A 17,181-nucleotide genomic window follows, 5' to 3' on the forward strand; every position below is an offset into this window, starting at 1 on the left:
GATCAAGGTAAGGGGGAGAGGGATCATGCTGTTGAATCGGAAACAGAGCGGGAAACGCTGGCACTTGCGGCCAGATGGGGCACCCAAAGTAACCGGGCAGCTTCAATATCTGACGGATATGACGCTACCTGACATGATTCATGGAAGAGTATTGCGAAGTGAATATCCTCATGCTCGCATATTATCTATAGATACTTCGGAAGCTGAGGTGTTGGAAGGTGTCTATGCGGTTCTGACCTCCAAAGATGTGCCTGGTCTGAATCGTTTTGGCATAGCAACCCCGGATCAGCCGGTGTTCTGCGAGGATATTGTTCGTTATGTCGGGGATGCCATTGCAGCCGTTGCTGCGGATTCCCCGGAACGGGCAGCACTTGCGCTGGATGCGATTCATGTAGAGTATGAGGAACTCACGCCGCTGAATAGTACCGACGCTGCATTGGCGCCCGGCGCACCAGAGCTGCATGAGCATGGTCCGGGTAATGTGCTGCATCGGACGGAGATCAAACGTGGAGATGCCGAGCAAGCTTTTGCCACGTGTGATCATATCGTGACGGAGACGTATTATACGCCTCGCCAGATGCATGCGTATATGGAGACGGAAGGTGGCCTGTTTGTCCCGGATGAAGCGGGAAGGCTGAATGTATACGCGGCAACGCAACATGGTTATAAAGACCGGATGCAGCTTGCGCGCATTATTGGCTGTCCTGAAGAAGATATCCGGGTGGTCTCTTCACCGATTGGTGGTTCATTTGGCGGAAAAGATGAACTCAACGTACAACCTTATGGTGCATTGCTCGCCTTGAGATGCGGACGTCCTGTGAAAATGCATAATTCACGTAAAGAATCCGTGCGTGCAGGGTTGAAACGACATCCAATGAAGATTGAAATGCAAACGGGTATGAGTCAGGAAGGTATTATACAAGCGCATCGTGTCCGCATTACAGCAGATACCGGCGCGTATGCCACACTGGGTGCACCGGTGCTGAACTTCTGTACCGAGCATTGCCTTGGACCCTACGCCATCCCTCATGTGGATGTGGAAGGTGTGTCTGTGTATACGAATAATGGATTGTCCGGTGAGTTTCGCGGATTTGGCGGGAACCAGGCGATATTTGCCATGGAAGGTCAGATGGATCGGCTTGCAGAGATCATGAACATGGACCCTTGGGAGTTCCGCAGACGTAATATGAGGGAAAAGAATGATCCCGGACCGCTGAATCAACGCATACTGGTTACGGATGGACTGTCCCAAGTATGGGAGGCCCTGAATTGCTCCGAACTGTGGCAAAAACATCAGCATCCCCCGACAGATCCTACTCTGCCGCCGTGGATCAAACGCGGTGTGGGAGCAGCCATTGCCATGCATGGTGCAGGGCTGGGTTATGGCATTCCAGACCCTGCGGGCGGTCGCTTGTCCCTCAATAATGAAGGCAAGATTGAGGTGGCATTCAGCTACGAGGAATTCGGTCAGGGACTCATTGCAACGCTGGAAATTATGCTGTGTGATCTATTCCAGTGCAGTGCATCGGATCTCAGTATCATTATTGGAGATACGGATCGTGTGCCACACAGCGGCTCAAGTACGGCTTCACGTTCAACGACAATGGCCTGGATGGCCCTTCAACGGTTGCAGACTCCATTTCGTTCCCGTGTTCTCGCTGTTGCATCTGAGATGTCAGGCATTCCGGCGGATGAACTGGTAACAGGACTTGGTGGTGTATGGCGCAAAGGCCAGCTTCCTGCCGAAACATCAGAAGCAGAAGCAGAAGTAGAAACAGATGTGCAAAGAATAGGAAAGAGCGACAAGAAGGAAATTCCAGCGCTGAATGTAGCAGATCAAGATGCTGAACATGAAGGTGCATCTGATCCGATTGCGAAAGCAGGATTGCGTTCAGGCTTCGTGATCTCGTATGCTGAACTCGCGACGCAGGGCGAAGCCGATGAATGGATTTTCGATACAAAGTTCGATTATCCAACTACGCCGGACAATGTGGTAGGCGGGCATTATTTATATACGTATGCGGCGGTTGCGGCAGAGGTGGAAGTTAATACGTTAACCGGAGAGACCAAGCTGCTGGATACACGCCATGTCGTAGCGGCAGGTCCGGTAATCAACCCCATGGGCTATATCGGACAGATTGAAGGCGGCAGTGTCATGGCCCTTGGATTCACGCTGACGGAGGATGCGGTCATGCAGGACAGCCGCTATGTAACCACGAACCTCGACACGTATCTGATCCCAACCATTAAGGATATTCATACCCATCTGGAGGTTGAAGCCATTGAAGACTTGCCTGAGGGGGATTCATTCGGCCCGAGGGGCATTGGTGAGATTGGTTCCGTAGCGCTTGCGCCAGCCATTACAGCCGCCATTCACCAGGCGACAGGCGTATGGGTTAATCGGCTTCCTGTACCGAGAGAACAACTGGTCAGACCTTTAAATGTACCTTTGCAGGAAGGAGTGAGTCCATCATGAGTAAGCCACTTGAAAGTCACTGGACAGCCGTTGTGAATGGCGAAGAGAAACATCTGGAGATCGCGCAAACGACCCGACTTGTCGATGTGCTTCGGACTCATTTGCAACTGACGGGTACCAAAGTATCCTGCGAAGTTGGTCGCTGCGGCGCATGTATCGTTCTGATGGATGGAGAGCCCGTGAACTCCTGTCTTGTCATGGCTTATCAATTTAATGGCAGTGACATTACAACGATTGAAGGTCTGCACGGGGATGAGAAAGGGACTCTGCATCCGATTCAAGAGGCTTTTGTGGAGGAAGGTGGCTTCCAGTGCGGTTACTGCACTCCGGGCATGATAATCTCAACCAAGGCATTGCTGGATGCACATCCTGAGCCTACAAAGGAACAGATTGAAACGGGATTGTGCGGGAATCTATGTCGTTGTACCGGTTACGGTGGCATTATTCGGGCGGTACGCAAGGCAGGGGAAAGCTGTGCGATAAAGGAAACGTCTGCTGAGGAGACTGTTCGATGAGACGGAACGCAGAACGTAGACTTAAGCAAGATAAATTGAAGAAACATTCTTTAAAAAAGCATTCGATCCCTGAATGCTTTTTTTTGTTTTTGTATGTTTTCTATCACATAACGGGAGGTGAAGTTCAGGCCCGATTATGGTGAGATAATGAATCGTTTTCGGTAAATCATTAGGTTACAGATTGTTTTAGGAATTAATGTTTAAAGTGTTGGTATAACAGAAGTCTGTATAATCATAATCACCATATATTTACAAAAATTGATGCACATGCTATGTTTACAATGAAAGCGTCATCATGAATGGGTTCATTGACATTTCACTATCATATTTCACTTGGGAAGGAAGATGGAATTGATGAAAAATTGGCTCAAAAAGGCAACCGCAATGATGCTGGCATTGGCCCTGCTGCTTGGATTAATGACAGCGCCCGTTCATGCAGACACCCCACTGTTCACCATCGAAAGCGAAGATGCGCAGCTCACTCCAGATCTTCAAGTGGTCACTTCGATCTATGGACAACCCAAGCCCGGATTCTCAGGGGCCGGATTTGTCTGGATGCAGAACTCTGGCACATTAACGTTCACTGTTACTGTCCCGGAAACCGGCATGTACGCAATCTCCACACGATATATGCAGGAGCTCAGTGCGGATGGAAGGTCTCAAAATCTAATCGTGAATGGGGTTACAAAAGGTGCGTACATGCTGCCTTACACGACTACATGGTCAGACTTCGATTTTGGCTTTCACAAGCTGAATCAGGGTAGCAATACCATTGAGCTGAAGGCTGGTTGGGGCTTCGCGTATTTTGATACGTTTACCGTGGATTATGCAGATCTGGACCCGCTGAATGTACAGCCTATTCTAAGTGATCCTGAGGCCACACCGGAAACGCAAATTCTGATGAACTATTTAACGGAGGTATATGGTAACCATATTATTTCTGGACAGCAAGAAATCTACGGGGGAGGGAATGACGGAGATTCAGAGCTTGAATTCGAATGGATTCATGATCTGACCGGAAAGTATCCGGCTATTCGCGGCTTTGATTTCATGAATTACAATCCGCTGTATGGTTGGGAGGACGGTACAACCGATCGCATGATTGATTGGGTGAATAACCGTGAAGGTATTGCAACAGCTTCCTGGCATATCAATGTACCCCGCAATTTCAATACGTATGAGCTAGGGGACTTTGTTGATTGGAAAGAAGCTACCTACAAGCCAACCGAGACGAATTTTAATACAGCGAATGCGGTCATTCCCGGTACCAAAGAGTATCAATACGTGATGATGACCATTGAGGATCTGGCTGAACAACTGCTGATCTTGCAGGACAACAACGTGCCGGTTCTATTCCGTCCGTATCATGAAGCAGAGGGCAACGGCGGACTGAACGGGGAAGGAGCCTGGTTCTGGTGGGCTTCGGCAGGCGCAGAGGTGTACAAAGAGCTGTGGGATATGCTCTATACCGAACTAACGGAGACGTATGGCTTGCACAATCTGATCTGGACCTACAACAGCTATGTATATAGTACTTCTCCGGCCTGGTATCCAGGCGATGATCAGGTGGATCTCGTCGGATACGATAAATATAATACGATCTACAACCGTTATGACGGCTTGTCCGGCGTGCCCAATGAGGATGCGATCACCTCGATCTTCTATAAGCTTGTTGAGTTGACAGGCGGTACGAAAATGGTAGCAATGACGGAGAACGACACGATTCCAAGCGTGAAAAATCTGACAGAGGAGAAATCAGGATGGTTGTACTTCTGTCCTTGGTATGGCGAGCATCTGATGAGTTCTGCATTTAATTACCCGGCAACATTGAAAACGCTCTATCAAAGTGATTATGTCATTACGTTGGATGAGCTGCCGAATTTAAAGGTTAACAATCCCAACCCAAGCGCATCCATCACACCTGGAAACGCTGAATTTGACAAATATGCACCCAATCAAAGCGATAAAACCGTAACCGTGAATGCAAATGGTAATACGCTAACTGCTCTCCGGGCAGGAAACAATGTGTTGACCGTAAATACGGACTATACCCTGAGTGGAAGCACATTACTGCTGAAAAAAGCTTATCTGACGACCCTGCCAGTTGGCGAGCATTCGATTGTTCTGGATTTTAATCAAGGGCAGGACCCTGTGTTAAAAGTCAAAATTGTGGATTCAACACCGAGTACGAATGCTGCGATCTCTCCTGTGAATGCAACATTTGATAAAGCGACGAATTCCGCGCAAGACATTAATGTATCTATGACCTTAAATGGCCGTCAACTCACAAGCATCACGAAGGGGAATGTCACACTTGTAGCGGGTCAGCATTATACAGCATCCAGCTCTGCTTTTGTTCTGAATAAAACCTATCTTGCTACGCTGCCCTTGGGACAGAACGTATTGACCTTTCACTTCAATGGAGGAAATAACGCTGTATTAACAGTGAACGTAGTAGACAGTACAGTTACTGTACCTGCCGGAGATTTGACGATTCAAGCGTTTAACGGCAATACAAGTGCATCCACGAACGGAATATCACCCAAATTCAAATTGGTCAACTCTGGTAATTCGGCCATCCTGTTGAGTGATGTAAAACTCCGGTATTACTATACCATTGACGGGGAAGAAACTCAGACGTTCTGGTCAGACTGGGCCAGTATGGGTAGTGCGAATGTTACGAGCAATTTCGTTAAATTGGCGACGCCAGTTGCCGGGGCGGATCATTATCTTGAAGTGGGCTTTACAAGTGCAGCGGGATCACTGAATGCGGGCCAGAGTGCAGAGGTTCAAGCACGCTTTTCCAAAAACAATTGGTTGAATTACACTCAGACGAACGATTACTCGTTCAAGGCCTCCAATAGTCAGTTCGCAAACCATGATAAGGTTACCGGGTATGTGAACGGTCAGCTTGTGTGGGGAATTGAGCCGTAAGGTAGAAGCACGGTTTATGGGCTGGATCAGGGGGTTAACCTCTGATCCAGCCTTTTATGATGTAGACGGTGTACAACCATTAGACGGAATGTTCTTTTTCACGCTCAGTACGTGACGATATATCCATGTCTGTTAATAGGCGATCTATTATCCTTTTCGTGTAGGCCATGATGAACTGAAGAAGTAGACCTGCAAAACATACGGTTAACAACGTTCCAAGCCCGATCGGCCCACCGACCAGGAATGCCAATATCAAAAATACTAAGTAAATCAATGTTCTCGATACAAATAAGGGAGTTCGAGTGAGTTCATGCAGGATTAATGTTAGGCGGTCAATCGGAATGGGTGCGAAATTAGTCTGTAAATAGATGGCCGTGCCGATACTTATGATCGCTAATCCAATGACAAAAGTCATGAGTTTGCTGTACCAGACTTCGGGCGTGACTAAAGATTCAGATACATAAAGCCATAGATCAATCCCCACACCAGTAATGAATGCGGTGACGAGCCCCAGATACTCGGGTTTTTGCAGCTTTAGAAGGGAATTGCATCCGATTAATAAGAGTGCAATGATGACCTCCCAGCTTCCTACACTTAGCCCTACATGTTGGGAAAGCCCCACCAGAAGTGCATCAAACGGTGAGGTGCCCAGTTCAGATTGGATGGTAAGGGAAATGCCAAGCGTTAGGATTAGAATACCTGCGACAAAAAGCACATATTTCAAATTCATTCAACCTCTTTTTTAATATTATGTTGCAAATGCAACAAAAATAAGATAAATTCAATGTAATCCTTTTTAATTGCATTTGCAACAAATGATTCATGATTAATTTGTTAAAGGAATGTGAATATAGATGATGATTCGTACAGAGAGATGTACCATTGAACATGTAAGTGAACTGCAGGAGATTAGTTATGAGACGTTTAATGAAACGTTCAAAGCGCAAAATTCACCCGAAAACATGAAAGCTTATCTGGAAAAGGCGTTTAATCGGGAGCAATTAGAAACGGAACTGTCCATGGCGGATTCGCAATTTCTTTTTATTTATGTCAACCATGAACTTGCAGGGTACATGAAAGTAAATATCAATGATGCGCAATCTGAGAAGATGGGCGTGGAATCCCTTGAGATTGAGCGGGTATATATCAGAAAAGAGTTCCAAAAACATGGCCTTGGTAAAGTATTGCTTCACAAAGCCATTGAGTTGGCAACAGAACATCACAAAACGAATATTTGGTTAGGCGTGTGGGAGAAAAATGAAAATGCCATCGCATTTTATGAAAAGATGGGGTTTGTACAGACTGGATCTCATGCTTTTTACATGGGAGATGAGGAGCAGATTGACTTTATAATGACCAAATGATCCTGTAACTGGTTTAATGAGGGGATAAGCTTGGGGGAAAAAATGCTGTTAAGCAGAATTCCCTCGGGCTTTTTTATGTTTTGCCAGTACCGTTGAATACTAAAAAGAAGAAACGGATGAGAAATAACACATAACAAATATTATGTAAACTTATTATTTTCGATGACCTTCATAAGCTGTATCTATGGCTTTAGTAAAAGTTAAAGTCCTGATTAATACATAATGGCAGTAAAATTTGGTTCAATAATCGTTAAGGGAGCCGATTGACCTCAAGGACAATCATTACAATTTATTAGTTTTTTTCTGCGTTTGGACAGCCATTCGAAAATCGTTTTCGTTTGTAGCCTATTAGATAGCGTTATGTTCTTAAAAATCACGATGTAAGTTGTATATACCTCATGTTAAAAGAACTTTTTGCGCATGAAACGATCATGTTAAATCTCCATGTTAAAGCATTTAGATCTTTACTCAGAAAATGGAAAGTATAATTAATATTTTAAGTGCGAAATCAAATGGATTGGACTCGTGAAACGAACCGAAAATGGAGGGAAAAGAATCAAAATATTAATTGGATAAATAAGGTATAAAATGTTCGAAAGGCGCTACTACGCCATTTTATAGATCAATTTCATATGGATTTGCGATGGATTTAGTACCGCTTTCACGATATGCTTTTGGAAATTGGAAAGGAAGTGGGAAAAATGGAACGCGAACTGGCGTTGGAAATTGTCAGAGTAACAGAATTGGCTGCGTTAGCTTCAGCACCCTGGATGGGACGAGGCGACAAGAACAGTGCAGATGAAGCGGCTACTTTGGCCATGCGCGCCATGTTCGATTCCGTGTCCATTCGCGGCACGGTGGTAATCGGTGAAGGAGAAATGGATGAAGCACCCATGTTGTACATCGGCGAGGAAGTGGGCAACGCTGAGGGGCCAGAGGTGGACGTGGCTGTAGACCCGCTCGAAGGTACAGAAATTGTGGCCAAAGGACTAAACAACGCTCTATCGGTTATTGCAGTGGCGGGAAAAGGTAACCTGCTCCACGCACCGGACATGTATATGGAGAAACTGGCGGTAGGCCCTGCGTTAGTAGGCAAGGTCAGCATTGAAGATCCGGTTGAAGTCACACTGGAGAAAGCTGCTTCCGCATTGAACAAAAACATCTCGGATCTGACGGTAATGATTCTGGATCGTGTGCGCCATGAGAGCATAATCAAGACCTTACGCAAAGTCGGCGTGCGGATCAAGTTCCTCAGTGACGGTGATGTTGCGGGTGCGATGGCACCGGCCTTCCCCGAGGCGGGTATAGATCTCTATGTCGGATCTGGAGGAGCGCCAGAAGGTGTGCTGGCTGCCGCAGCGCTGTCTTGCCTGGGAGGCGAGATTCAAGGTCGCCTGATGCCTGCCAATGCGGACGAATTCCAGCGCTGCCTGCAGATGGGGATTGATAATCCATACAAAGTGTTAACGATGCAGGATATGATCGGCACGGAGGACGTCATTTTTGCCGCAACGGGAGTGACGCCAGGTGAGATTCTGGGAGGGGTACGGTATCTTGCAGATGATCGCGCCGAGACGGATTCGATTGTCATGCGTGCCAAAACCAAAACCATTCGTTTTATTCGTTCCCAACACTTCTTACCTAACAAAGAAGTGCTGCACAAAGTAAGACAGCTCCAATCCACGCCAGAACCATCGGACCGCATTCCGAGTCATGTGAAAACGATGGAGCAGGCTGAGTTTAGTCAATCCTCCGTTGATCTTGGCGTTACAACCACGTTGTGAGCTGGACTCCCCATAATTGAACAAACAGGATCAACTGAAATCCTTGTATTTAAGTTTGATAAGTAACTTGAACCCCTAAGATTACAGGTGCTTGAATCATTGAAAGTACCATCTCTGGTAAGATAATAATGAGGGCTTGGATTAATCCGAACCCTCATTATTTTTTGTATTAAAGCATTGACAACGGTTACATGGCATGAGAAAATGTACGCGCGTACATAAATATCGATTTTTATTTATTTGATTATTAATGATGAGCGAGAAAGGGGGGGGGAATCATGGCATCTCGTAAAGAAGTGGCTGATCTTGCGGGTGTTTCCGAGGCGACGGTCTCCCGGGTGCATAATGGGGTAGGCCCTATTAAGGAAGAGACACGCCGCAAGGTTCTTGAAGCTTCCGAACAGTTAGGCTATGTGCCCAGTGCTCTTGCTCGCAGTTTTGCCAGAAGTAAAAGCGGGAACCTTGGCGTGGTATTACCTTATGTTCCGAAGGCGCATCTGTTCTCGGCGTATTTTTTCTCGGAAATGCTGAGTGGGATTGGAAGCAAAGCCAGAGACCATGGCATGGATCTGCTGGTTATGTTCCGGACACCCGGTGAAGTAATGAATTATACGGATCTGTTCCGGCGTCAGAAAGTGGACGCTTGCATTATCCTTGGTGCCAGAGATGAACATGAAGAACTGGCAGCCATGCAGCAGCTTCACCAGGAAGGACACCCGTTCTGTGTTATGAATCAGCATTTTGCGGGCCAATTGTTTACGGAAGTGGATGCGGATCATGTGGAAGGCAGCAGGCTTGCCATACGACATCTGACGGATCAGGGGTATCGCAAAATCGCTTTTCTCAATGGTCCAGACAGCTATTCCAACAGCCAGGAACGAATGGAAGGTGTCCGTCTTGGTCTGCAAGAAGCAGGTATGGAACTGGACCCGAGTCTGTTGCTTGAGGGGAATTATAGCAGACGAAGCGGCATTGAGGCAGCAGCGATTGTAGCAGATCGGCTACATGAGATTGATGCTGTATTTGCGGCCAATGACCGGATGGCCATTGGTGTGATGCATGGTTTGCGTGAGCGGGGAATAGGGCCTGCGGATTTCCCGGCATTTGTGGGTTATGACGACTCCGATGCCGCCGAGATGGCGGTTCCGCCGCTGAGCAGCGTCAGGGTTCCATTTTTTGAGATGGGTGAACTTGCAGCATCGAAGGTTATGCATGGGTCTGTGGGTGAGAGGCATCAAGCGAATAACCTTGTTTCAACGGTAAGCGAATCAGCGAGAGCGTTGTTGCCTACCGAACTGATCATCCGTGCTTCTTCTATCCGTCAATAGTTTATTGGTACACATACTGAAAGACTTTTAATATTCCAAAGGAGGAAATGACCATGTCAAATCGTCTTCGTGTCGGAATGGTTGGATACAAATTTATGGGGAAGGCTCACAGTAATGCCTATCGCAGTCTGCCGATGTTTTTCCCGTCTGCTCCGCTGCAGCCTGAGATGTCTGTGATCTGTGGACGTAACGAGCAGGGAGTGCAGGAGGCAGCGAATCAGTTCGGCTGGTCCGAAAGTGTAACGGATTGGCGCGAACTGGTGAAGCGGGATGATATCGATCTGATTGATATTAACGCGCCAAGTGATGCCCATAAGGAAATTGCGTTGGAAGCAGCTCGTCAGGGCAAACATCTGTTTTGTGAGAAACCATTGGCCCTGTCCCTCGCGGATTCGCGTGAGATGCTTCAGGCCGCAGAGGATGCCGGGGTCGCCCATATGGTCGGGTTCAACTATCGTTTCTCACCAGCGGTGCAGTTAGCGAAAGATCTGGTGGAGAGCGGGCGACTGGGTAAAATCTATCATTTCCGTGCGTTTTTCCTTCAGGACTGGATCATGGACCCATCGTTCCCGCTGGTATGGCGTTTGCAAAAAGAAGTGGCTGGCTCCGGTTCCCATGGGGATCTGGGTGCGCACTTAATCGATCTGGCTCGTTTCCTTGTTGGTGAATTCCAGGAAGTCATCGGTATGAGCGAAACGTTTATCAAAGAGCGACCGCTTGCAGCTGAAATGACGGGGCTGAGTGCAAAAGGCAGTTCAAATGCGGATGCTCCCAAAGGAGAAGTGACTGTCGACGACGCTACACTGTTCCTGGCACGATTCGCAGGAGGTGCGCTGGGCAGCTTCGAGGCTACACGTTTTGCAGCGGGTCATCGCAGTACGAACTCGTTTGAAATTAACGGCAGTCTCGGCAGTGTACGCTTTGATTTTGAACGGATGAACGAACTTGAAGTTTACTTTACAAAAGATGAAGAGGACGTGCAGGGATTCCGCCGTGTACTGGCAACCGATCCTGCGCATAAATATGCCGAAGCTTGGTGGCCTGCCGGCCATATGATTGGATTCGAGCACACGTTCACCCATGAGATGTTGGAGCTGGTGACTGCGATTTCTGAAGGCCGACAACCATCCCCAAGTTTCCATGATGGGGTTGCCTGTCAGGCTGTACTGGAAGCCGTGGAACGTTCGGTGACGGAGCGGCGCTGGGTGACGCTTGAAGAAATGTAAGCAAAGATGGACAGCGAGACAGAGACGTCAGGATTAGAGATGAACACTACTAAACTATTCGAAAGCGAGTGATGAAACGATGAGTAAAGCACTGATTGTCTGGGGCGGCTGGGATGGACATGAACCGGAGCAGGTAGCGGCGATTTTTGAACGCATTTTGAAGGAAGAGCAGTTCGAGGTTGAAGTCTCGAATACGTTGGAGTCTTATGCGGATGCAGAGAAACTGCTGGGTCTGGATCTGATCGTGCCGTTGTGGACGATGGGACAGATTGAGCAGGAACTGGTCAATAACGTATCAGCGGCTGTTCAGAGCGGTGTGGGCTTGGCTGGTCTTCATGGCGGGATGTGTGATGCCTTCCGAAATAACGTAGACTGGCAGTTTATGACGGGTGGACAATGGGTTGCTCATCCAGGTAACGATGGTGTGGAGTATATGGTGAACATGAAGCGTGGCTCTAGCCCGTTATTGGATCATATTGAAGATTTTCAGGTGAAAAGCGAACAGTACTACCTGCACGTAGACCCGGCAGTGGAAGTCCTGGCAACAACTCGTTTCCCAGTGGTGACTGGTCCTCATGCAGCAAATGGACCGGTAGATATGCCTGTTGTCTGGACGAAACGATGGGGCGCAGGACGGGTATTTTATAACTCACTGGGACACCATGCAGACATTGTAGACATGAAACCCGTGACGGAAATGATGCGCAGTGGCTTCAAATGGACAGCAGCAGGCAAAGAGCTTGCCAAGAGCCGAGTAAGTGCAGCAACCGAAGTGTACACAGGTATGGCGGACAACCAGAATTAATGAAATTGTAGTTTGATTGCAAACGTAAGTCAGTGTCAACCATTCATCCTCAATGGATAAACCATTACTGATCCACGGCGAAGGGAGCCCCAGGCATGAAAACAATGAAAGTAGGCATTATTGGCTGCGGTAAAATCAGCGGTATTTATATGGAAAACTGTCACCGGTTCGAGGTGCTGGAACTTGTTGCTGTAGCGGATCTTGATCGGAAACGTGCCAAAGAGCAGGCTGCTGCCTATAACGTGCCTAACGTATACAGCGTCGACGAAATCTTGGCTGATCCCGAGATTGAGCTGATTATCAACCTGACGATTCCTTCCGTTCATGCGGATGTATGCTTGCGGGCACTTGAAGCGGGCAAACATGTCTATGTGGAAAAACCACTTGCTGTTACCCGTGAAGAGGGTCAGGCCGTGCTCGAGACAGCAAAGCGTAAAGGACTGCTCGTGGGTTGTGCACCAGAAACGTTCTTTGGTTCAGGCATCCAGACTTCACTTCAATTGGTGGAGGAAGGGGTCATCGGTAAGCCGGTGGCGGCGACTGCATTTATGATGAGCCGTGGTCATGAGCACTGGCATCCCGATCCGGAGTTTTATTACGCATCAGGCGGTGGGCCAATGTTTGACATGGGTCCGTACTACCTCACGGCATTGGTGCAACTGATGGGCCCGATTAAGTCGATTGCTGGTATGACAGGTAAAGCCATGGAAGAGCGCACGATAACGAGTGAGAAAAAGAGAGGCCAGGTAGTTCCCGTCGAAATTCCGACTCACGTTACCGGTCTGTTACAGTTTGAACAGGGAGCCATTGGCACCCTGATTACGAGCTTTGACGTATTTGGCGGAAGTGCACTACCACCGATTGAGATATATGGCACGCACGGCACATTGCAGGTGCCTGACCCGAATACCTTCGGCGGTCCCGTTCGTTACCGTTTGTTAGGTGAACATGAATGGACAGAAGTTCCGCTTCTCCCAGGATATCAGGAGAATACACGCGGTATCGGTGTGGCAGATATGGCCTATGCAGCACATAGCGGACGTGCACATCGGGCGAGTGGGGAACTGGCATACCATGTTCTTGAGGCCATGTGGGCATTCCATGATTCATCCGATGAACAGACATTCTATCAGATGAAAAGCTCGTGTCATCGCCCGGCTGCATTGCCTGTGGATCTGCCATTGTATACGTTGGATAAGTAAGATAGCCATTATCCTTTATATCATGAACGAACAGCCCCTTTTCCTGCAAAACAGAAAGGGGCTGTTTTATTATTAAGTCAAAAAATTCTGGGTTTAACAGCGATCGGAAGGTTGTTCTGTCATCGGAGTGTCCAGTGTAAATATTCTTTGGTACAACTTATATAGTCATTTACGGTTCGAATCCAGCCTGACTGATCCAGATTTCATCCTCGGAAAAATAATCTTTCATCCGCTCAACGACGATCTGATATGCATCTGGATGATACCAGTCCGCCATCCCCACTTGCTGGTAGAGCGACTCCATGCCGAGTCGCCGGGTGCGCTTGCCCTCACTGCCATCGCCCATGAAATAGTCGTCAATGCATACACGCTGAACGAGAGGTCTCAAGATGGCTGCAAACTCCTCACTGCTGGGTAATACGGGAGCAATCGCAACCTGTGTGGGTATTCCGGCATCCCGCAACTGTTCCAATGCACGTAATCGGCCTGCAATCGGTGGAGCAGAAGGACTGAAATGTTTGCGCATATCGTCCAAATCCGTCTCCACAGTCATACTGACCCGAACCCGGTCTCCTAACTGTAGTAAGAGATCTATATCCCGGGTAACGAGGGGACTGCGGGTTTGGACCAATACAAAATCGGGCGGATACTGTACCATCGTTTCAAGCAATGAACGCGTGATACACTCCTTGTATTCGGCGGGTTGATATGGGTCGGTACTGGATGACATGAACAGAGTGACTTTTCCTTTCGCCAGGGCACGCTGCAATTCTTTGGCGAACACCCGGGAAGCCTCCTGTTTCACATCAACCCAGCTCCCCCAATCCTCTTTGCGAAATAGAGAGACTGGCATCTGTCTGACATAACAATAGGAACAACCGAAGGCACAGCCTGTGTAAGGATTCAACGTATGTGTATATCCATTAAGGAAACCTGTTCCTTTGTTCAGTAACGTTTTGGGTACTTTGTAAGAAAGGTTGGTTTTCATGAGTTGTCATACCTTTCGCGGTAATGTGCAGGTGTAAGACCTGTGTGTTTGCGAAATACAGTAATGAAATAAGCCGAGTTAGGTATACCGACCTCGCGTCCAATATCCGTGACGGTTAGTCTGGTATGTTCAAGCAACTTTCGGGCTTCGGTCATTCGTTTATCCTGAATGTATTGAACCGGTGTGCGGCCTGTAATCCGCTTGAATACACGATGCAGATGATAAGGGCTGCCATGACTCACGGTGGCAAGGACATCCAGGGTTAGCGGTTCGGCGTAATGATGTTCAATGTAATCGGTAATCCCATATATCCACTCCTGATCAGGTACCCGCTCTCCTGTAGGTTTGCAACGTTTGCAGGGCCTGAACTTTCGTGCCAACGCTTCTTCAACACGTTGAAATATCAGCACATTTTCAGCTTTGGGTGCTCTGGACTTACAGGAAGGGCGGCAGAAAATGCCTGTTGTCTGCACACCGTAAAAGAACGTTCCATCATAAGAATTATCGTTGTGGATGATGGCACGCCAGTATTTTTCATCTATCGATTTGGGCAGTATACGATCTTGATCCGGACTTTCCATGGTGATCACCTCATCTCTAATTATACCCCTGATTCCAAGGGATTGACGAAGTTTTAGCTTAAAAAGCAAGATATCAATACCGGGATGCCTTACCTTCCTTCAATCTGAATGAAATATGAGCTACAATATACAAGATGGTATAAAGGTTATATCTCAAATGAAATTTATAGATGAAAGAGGTAGGTAGGCATGGTTCGTTTTGGCGTAGTGGGTACCAACTGGATTACAGAAAGGCTTCTTGAAGCCGCAGCACAGGTTGAAGGATTCAAATTAACCGCCGTGTATTCAAGAACTGAAGATAAGGCTAATGCATTCGCAGATAAATATGATGTTGAGCATCGCTTCACCGATCTGGAAGAGTTGGCGGCAAGTGATGTGATCGATGCAGTCTACATTGCAACACCGAATACGGTTCATGCAGAGCAGGCTGAACTTTTTCTGAGAAATGGCAAACATGTATTGTGCGAGAAACCTCTGGCTGCAAATAGCACCGAAGTTCGGAGTATGATAGACACAGCACGAGAACATGAGGTTCTGCTCATGGAAGCGATGAAATCTACCCTTGTTCCCCAGTTCAAAATGGTGCAGGAAAACCTGCATAAAATCGGTCCTGTCCGCAAATACGTAGCAGGCTACTCTCAGTATTCTTCGCGTTACGACAAGTACAAAGAAGGGATTGTCCTGAACGCGTTCAAGCCTGAACTCGCCAATGGGGCGTTAATGGATCTCGGTGTATATTGTCTCTATCCGTTGATTACATTGTTTGGTGCACCTAACCGTGTCCAGTCCCAAGCGATGATGCTGGAATCTGGCGTGGATGGACAAGGGAGTGTGCTTCTGGATTATAATGGGATGGATGCGGTCGTTACCTATTCCAAAATCTCCAACTCTCATGTACCAAGCGAAATCATGGGGGAACTGGGCAGCATCATCATTGACAAGATTGGTTCACCAGAACATGCAGAGATACGATACAATGACGGTACGGTGGAGCAACTCACAATCGAACAAAACCATCCGGCGATGTATTATGAAGTGGAGGAGTTCGTGAATCTGGTTCAGGAAGGCCAGATGGAGTCCAGTATGAACACGTATGAACGCTCTTATGTTACGATGCAGGTCATGGATCAGATTCGGAAGCAGATTGGGCTTGTGTTCCCTAACGATTGATTCAAAAACAGGAAAGGTAGCTGAGACGAGATGAGCAGAGATGAGCAGAGCAACATTAGAGATGATCAGAAGAATAACAGCAGAGAAGATAATCGTGCCAATGATTCTGGTGGTTTGGAATTGTCACAGATTGTCTTTATAGGAAGAACCTTTGAGGAATATATGAAAATGTTCAACTTAACGGTAGAGGAGATTACTGGCAAGTCGATTCTGGATTGTCCCGGTGGAGCATGTTCGTTCAGTAGTCAGGCGCGCAAGTTGGGTGCAGACCCCATAGCGGTAGATATTGCCTACGAATACGGGATCGACGAGCTTGAAGTAAAGGGATATCAGGATATTGAGCATACGATGAAACAGATGGAACCCGTGCAAGGCATATATGTGTGGGATCAATTTGGATCAATCCAGGGGTTAAAGGAAGAGCGAACTCGTGCCATCACAGATTGCATCTCAGATATGAGAATGTTTCCTGATCGTTATGTGACGTCTGTCCTCCCGGATCTTCCTTTTGCCGATGAACAATTCGATCTGACGTTATCCGCTCATTTCCTGTTTACGTATGCGGATCGATTGCATGTTGATTTTCATGTTGCAACCGTAATGGAGCTGCTGCGTGTGAGCAAACGAGAGGTTCGCATTTTCCCAACAGTGGATCTGTCTGGCGAACGTTACAAGCACATGGATGAATTAAAATTAATACTCGAACAGCGTGGATACGCCGTTTCCGAAGAACCAACGTCATATGAGTTTCAACGGAATGCTCACACCATGCTTCACATTGTTAAACAGAATTGAAAAAGATAGGAGG

Annotated in this window: 14 protein-coding genes; 11 read left to right on the forward strand and 3 right to left on the reverse strand. The window is 47.5% G+C overall.

Annotated elements, in window-relative coordinates:
• Positions 1–25: 25 nt before the first annotated feature.
• From MKY73_RS12975 to MKY73_RS12985, 3 genes are all read left to right on the forward strand, one after another.
• Positions 26–2,476, forward strand: a complete 2,451-nt coding sequence (locus MKY73_RS12975; protein WP_339307904.1) for a molybdopterin cofactor-binding domain-containing protein — start codon at positions 26–28, stop codon at positions 2,474–2,476.
• Positions 2,473–2,991, forward strand: coding sequence for a (2Fe-2S)-binding protein (locus MKY73_RS12980; protein ID WP_339307906.1), 519 nt, complete (start codon positions 2,473–2,475; stop codon positions 2,989–2,991). The genes MKY73_RS12975 and MKY73_RS12980 overlap by 4 nt, the downstream gene beginning before the upstream one ends.
• 354 nt (positions 2,992–3,345) lie before the next feature.
• On the forward strand, positions 3,346–5,925 hold the full coding sequence (locus tag MKY73_RS12985; protein ID WP_339307907.1) for a glycosyl hydrolase: 2,580 nt from the start codon (positions 3,346–3,348) through the stop codon (positions 5,923–5,925).
• A 79-nt stretch (positions 5,926–6,004) separates the two neighbouring features.
• On the opposite strand, the gene MKY73_RS12990 is transcribed toward MKY73_RS12985, so the two are convergent.
• The gene (locus MKY73_RS12990) at positions 6,005–6,649 is read right to left on the reverse strand and encodes a YitT family protein (protein ID WP_339308572.1); all 645 of its coding nucleotides are present in this window, start codon (positions 6,647–6,649) and stop codon (positions 6,005–6,007) included.
• Between the two features lie 130 nt (positions 6,650–6,779).
• On the opposite strand from MKY73_RS12990, the gene MKY73_RS12995 reads away from it, so the two are divergent.
• From MKY73_RS12995 to MKY73_RS13020, 6 genes are all read left to right on the forward strand, one after another.
• Complete coding sequence (locus MKY73_RS12995) at positions 6,780–7,289, forward strand: GNAT family N-acetyltransferase (protein WP_339307908.1); 510 nt, start codon at positions 6,780–6,782, stop codon at positions 7,287–7,289.
• 701 nt (positions 7,290–7,990) lie between these two features.
• Positions 7,991–9,073: a class II fructose-bisphosphatase gene (glpX, locus tag MKY73_RS13000; protein WP_339307909.1), complete on the forward strand. Its 1,083-nt coding sequence runs from the start codon at positions 7,991–7,993 to the stop codon at positions 9,071–9,073.
• A gap of 278 nt (positions 9,074–9,351) precedes the next feature.
• Positions 9,352–10,401: a LacI family DNA-binding transcriptional regulator gene (locus MKY73_RS13005; protein ID WP_339307910.1), complete on the forward strand. Its 1,050-nt coding sequence runs from the start codon at positions 9,352–9,354 to the stop codon at positions 10,399–10,401.
• A 53-nt stretch (positions 10,402–10,454) separates the two neighbouring features.
• The gene (locus MKY73_RS13010; protein ID WP_339307912.1) at positions 10,455–11,627 is read left to right on the forward strand and encodes a Gfo/Idh/MocA family oxidoreductase; all 1,173 of its coding nucleotides are present in this window, start codon (positions 10,455–10,457) and stop codon (positions 11,625–11,627) included.
• Between the two features lie 79 nt (positions 11,628–11,706).
• The gene (locus tag MKY73_RS13015; RefSeq protein WP_074095386.1) at positions 11,707–12,432 is read left to right on the forward strand and encodes a ThuA domain-containing protein; all 726 of its coding nucleotides are present in this window, start codon (positions 11,707–11,709) and stop codon (positions 12,430–12,432) included.
• Between the two features lie 95 nt (positions 12,433–12,527).
• Positions 12,528–13,634, forward strand: a complete 1,107-nt coding sequence (locus MKY73_RS13020; protein WP_339307913.1) for a Gfo/Idh/MocA family oxidoreductase — start codon at positions 12,528–12,530, stop codon at positions 13,632–13,634.
• Between the two features lie 169 nt (positions 13,635–13,803).
• Here MKY73_RS13020 and MKY73_RS13025 read toward each other — a convergent pair whose 3' ends face one another.
• Together MKY73_RS13025 and MKY73_RS13030 are read right to left on the reverse strand one after the other, a co-directional pair.
• A complete protein-coding gene (locus tag MKY73_RS13025) occupies positions 13,804–14,622 on the reverse strand; it encodes a radical SAM protein (protein WP_339307914.1) in 819 nt (272 codons plus the stop codon).
• Entirely contained in the window at positions 14,619–15,203 is a 585-nt protein-coding gene (locus MKY73_RS13030) for a bifunctional transcriptional activator/DNA repair enzyme AdaA (RefSeq protein WP_339307915.1), read from the reverse strand. Before MKY73_RS13030 ends, MKY73_RS13025 begins: the two co-directional genes overlap by 4 nt.
• 189 nt (positions 15,204–15,392) lie before the next feature.
• On the opposite strand from MKY73_RS13030, the gene MKY73_RS13035 reads away from it, so the two are divergent.
• Together MKY73_RS13035 and MKY73_RS13040 are read left to right on the forward strand one after the other, a co-directional pair.
• A complete protein-coding gene (locus MKY73_RS13035) occupies positions 15,393–16,373 on the forward strand; it encodes a Gfo/Idh/MocA family oxidoreductase (RefSeq protein WP_339307916.1) in 981 nt (326 codons plus the stop codon).
• Between the two features lie 30 nt (positions 16,374–16,403).
• A complete protein-coding gene (locus MKY73_RS13040; protein WP_339307917.1) occupies positions 16,404–17,168 on the forward strand; it encodes an SAM-dependent methyltransferase in 765 nt (254 codons plus the stop codon).
• Positions 17,169–17,181 lie beyond the last annotated feature (13 nt).

Origin of the sequence: Paenibacillus sp. FSL R5-0519 (assembly GCF_037974275.1) — a bacterium.
Classification (GTDB): domain Bacteria; phylum Bacillota; class Bacilli; order Paenibacillales; family Paenibacillaceae; genus Paenibacillus.

Bases quoted from the DNA above. Each gene is read 5' to 3' on its own strand.
- MKY73_RS12975 (WP_339307904.1), top strand. From the start codon at position 26: ATGCTGTTGAATCGGAAACAGAGCGGGAAACGCTGGCACTTGCGGCCA.
- MKY73_RS12980 (WP_339307906.1), top strand. From the start codon at position 2,473: ATGAGTAAGCCACTTGAAAGTCACTGGACAGCCGTTGTGAATGGCGAA.
- MKY73_RS12985 (WP_339307907.1), top strand. From the start codon at position 3,346: ATGAAAAATTGGCTCAAAAAGGCAACCGCAATGATGCTGGCATTGGCC.
- MKY73_RS12995 (WP_339307908.1), top strand. From the start codon at position 6,780: ATGATGATTCGTACAGAGAGATGTACCATTGAACATGTAAGTGAACTG.
- glpX (WP_339307909.1), top strand. From the start codon at position 7,991: ATGGAACGCGAACTGGCGTTGGAAATTGTCAGAGTAACAGAATTGGCT.
- MKY73_RS13005 (WP_339307910.1), top strand. From the start codon at position 9,352: ATGGCATCTCGTAAAGAAGTGGCTGATCTTGCGGGTGTTTCCGAGGCG.
- MKY73_RS13010 (WP_339307912.1), top strand. From the start codon at position 10,455: ATGTCAAATCGTCTTCGTGTCGGAATGGTTGGATACAAATTTATGGGG.
- MKY73_RS13015 (WP_074095386.1), top strand. From the start codon at position 11,707: ATGAGTAAAGCACTGATTGTCTGGGGCGGCTGGGATGGACATGAACCG.
- MKY73_RS13020 (WP_339307913.1), top strand. From the start codon at position 12,528: ATGAAAACAATGAAAGTAGGCATTATTGGCTGCGGTAAAATCAGCGGT.
- MKY73_RS13025 (WP_339307914.1), bottom strand. From the start codon at position 14,622: ATGAAAACCAACCTTTCTTACAAAGTACCCAAAACGTTACTGAACAAA.
- MKY73_RS13030 (WP_339307915.1), bottom strand. From the start codon at position 15,203: ATGGAAAGTCCGGATCAAGATCGTATACTGCCCAAATCGATAGATGAA.
- MKY73_RS13035 (WP_339307916.1), top strand. From the start codon at position 15,393: ATGGTTCGTTTTGGCGTAGTGGGTACCAACTGGATTACAGAAAGGCTT.
- MKY73_RS13040 (WP_339307917.1), top strand. From the start codon at position 16,404: ATGAGCAGAGATGAGCAGAGCAACATTAGAGATGATCAGAAGAATAAC.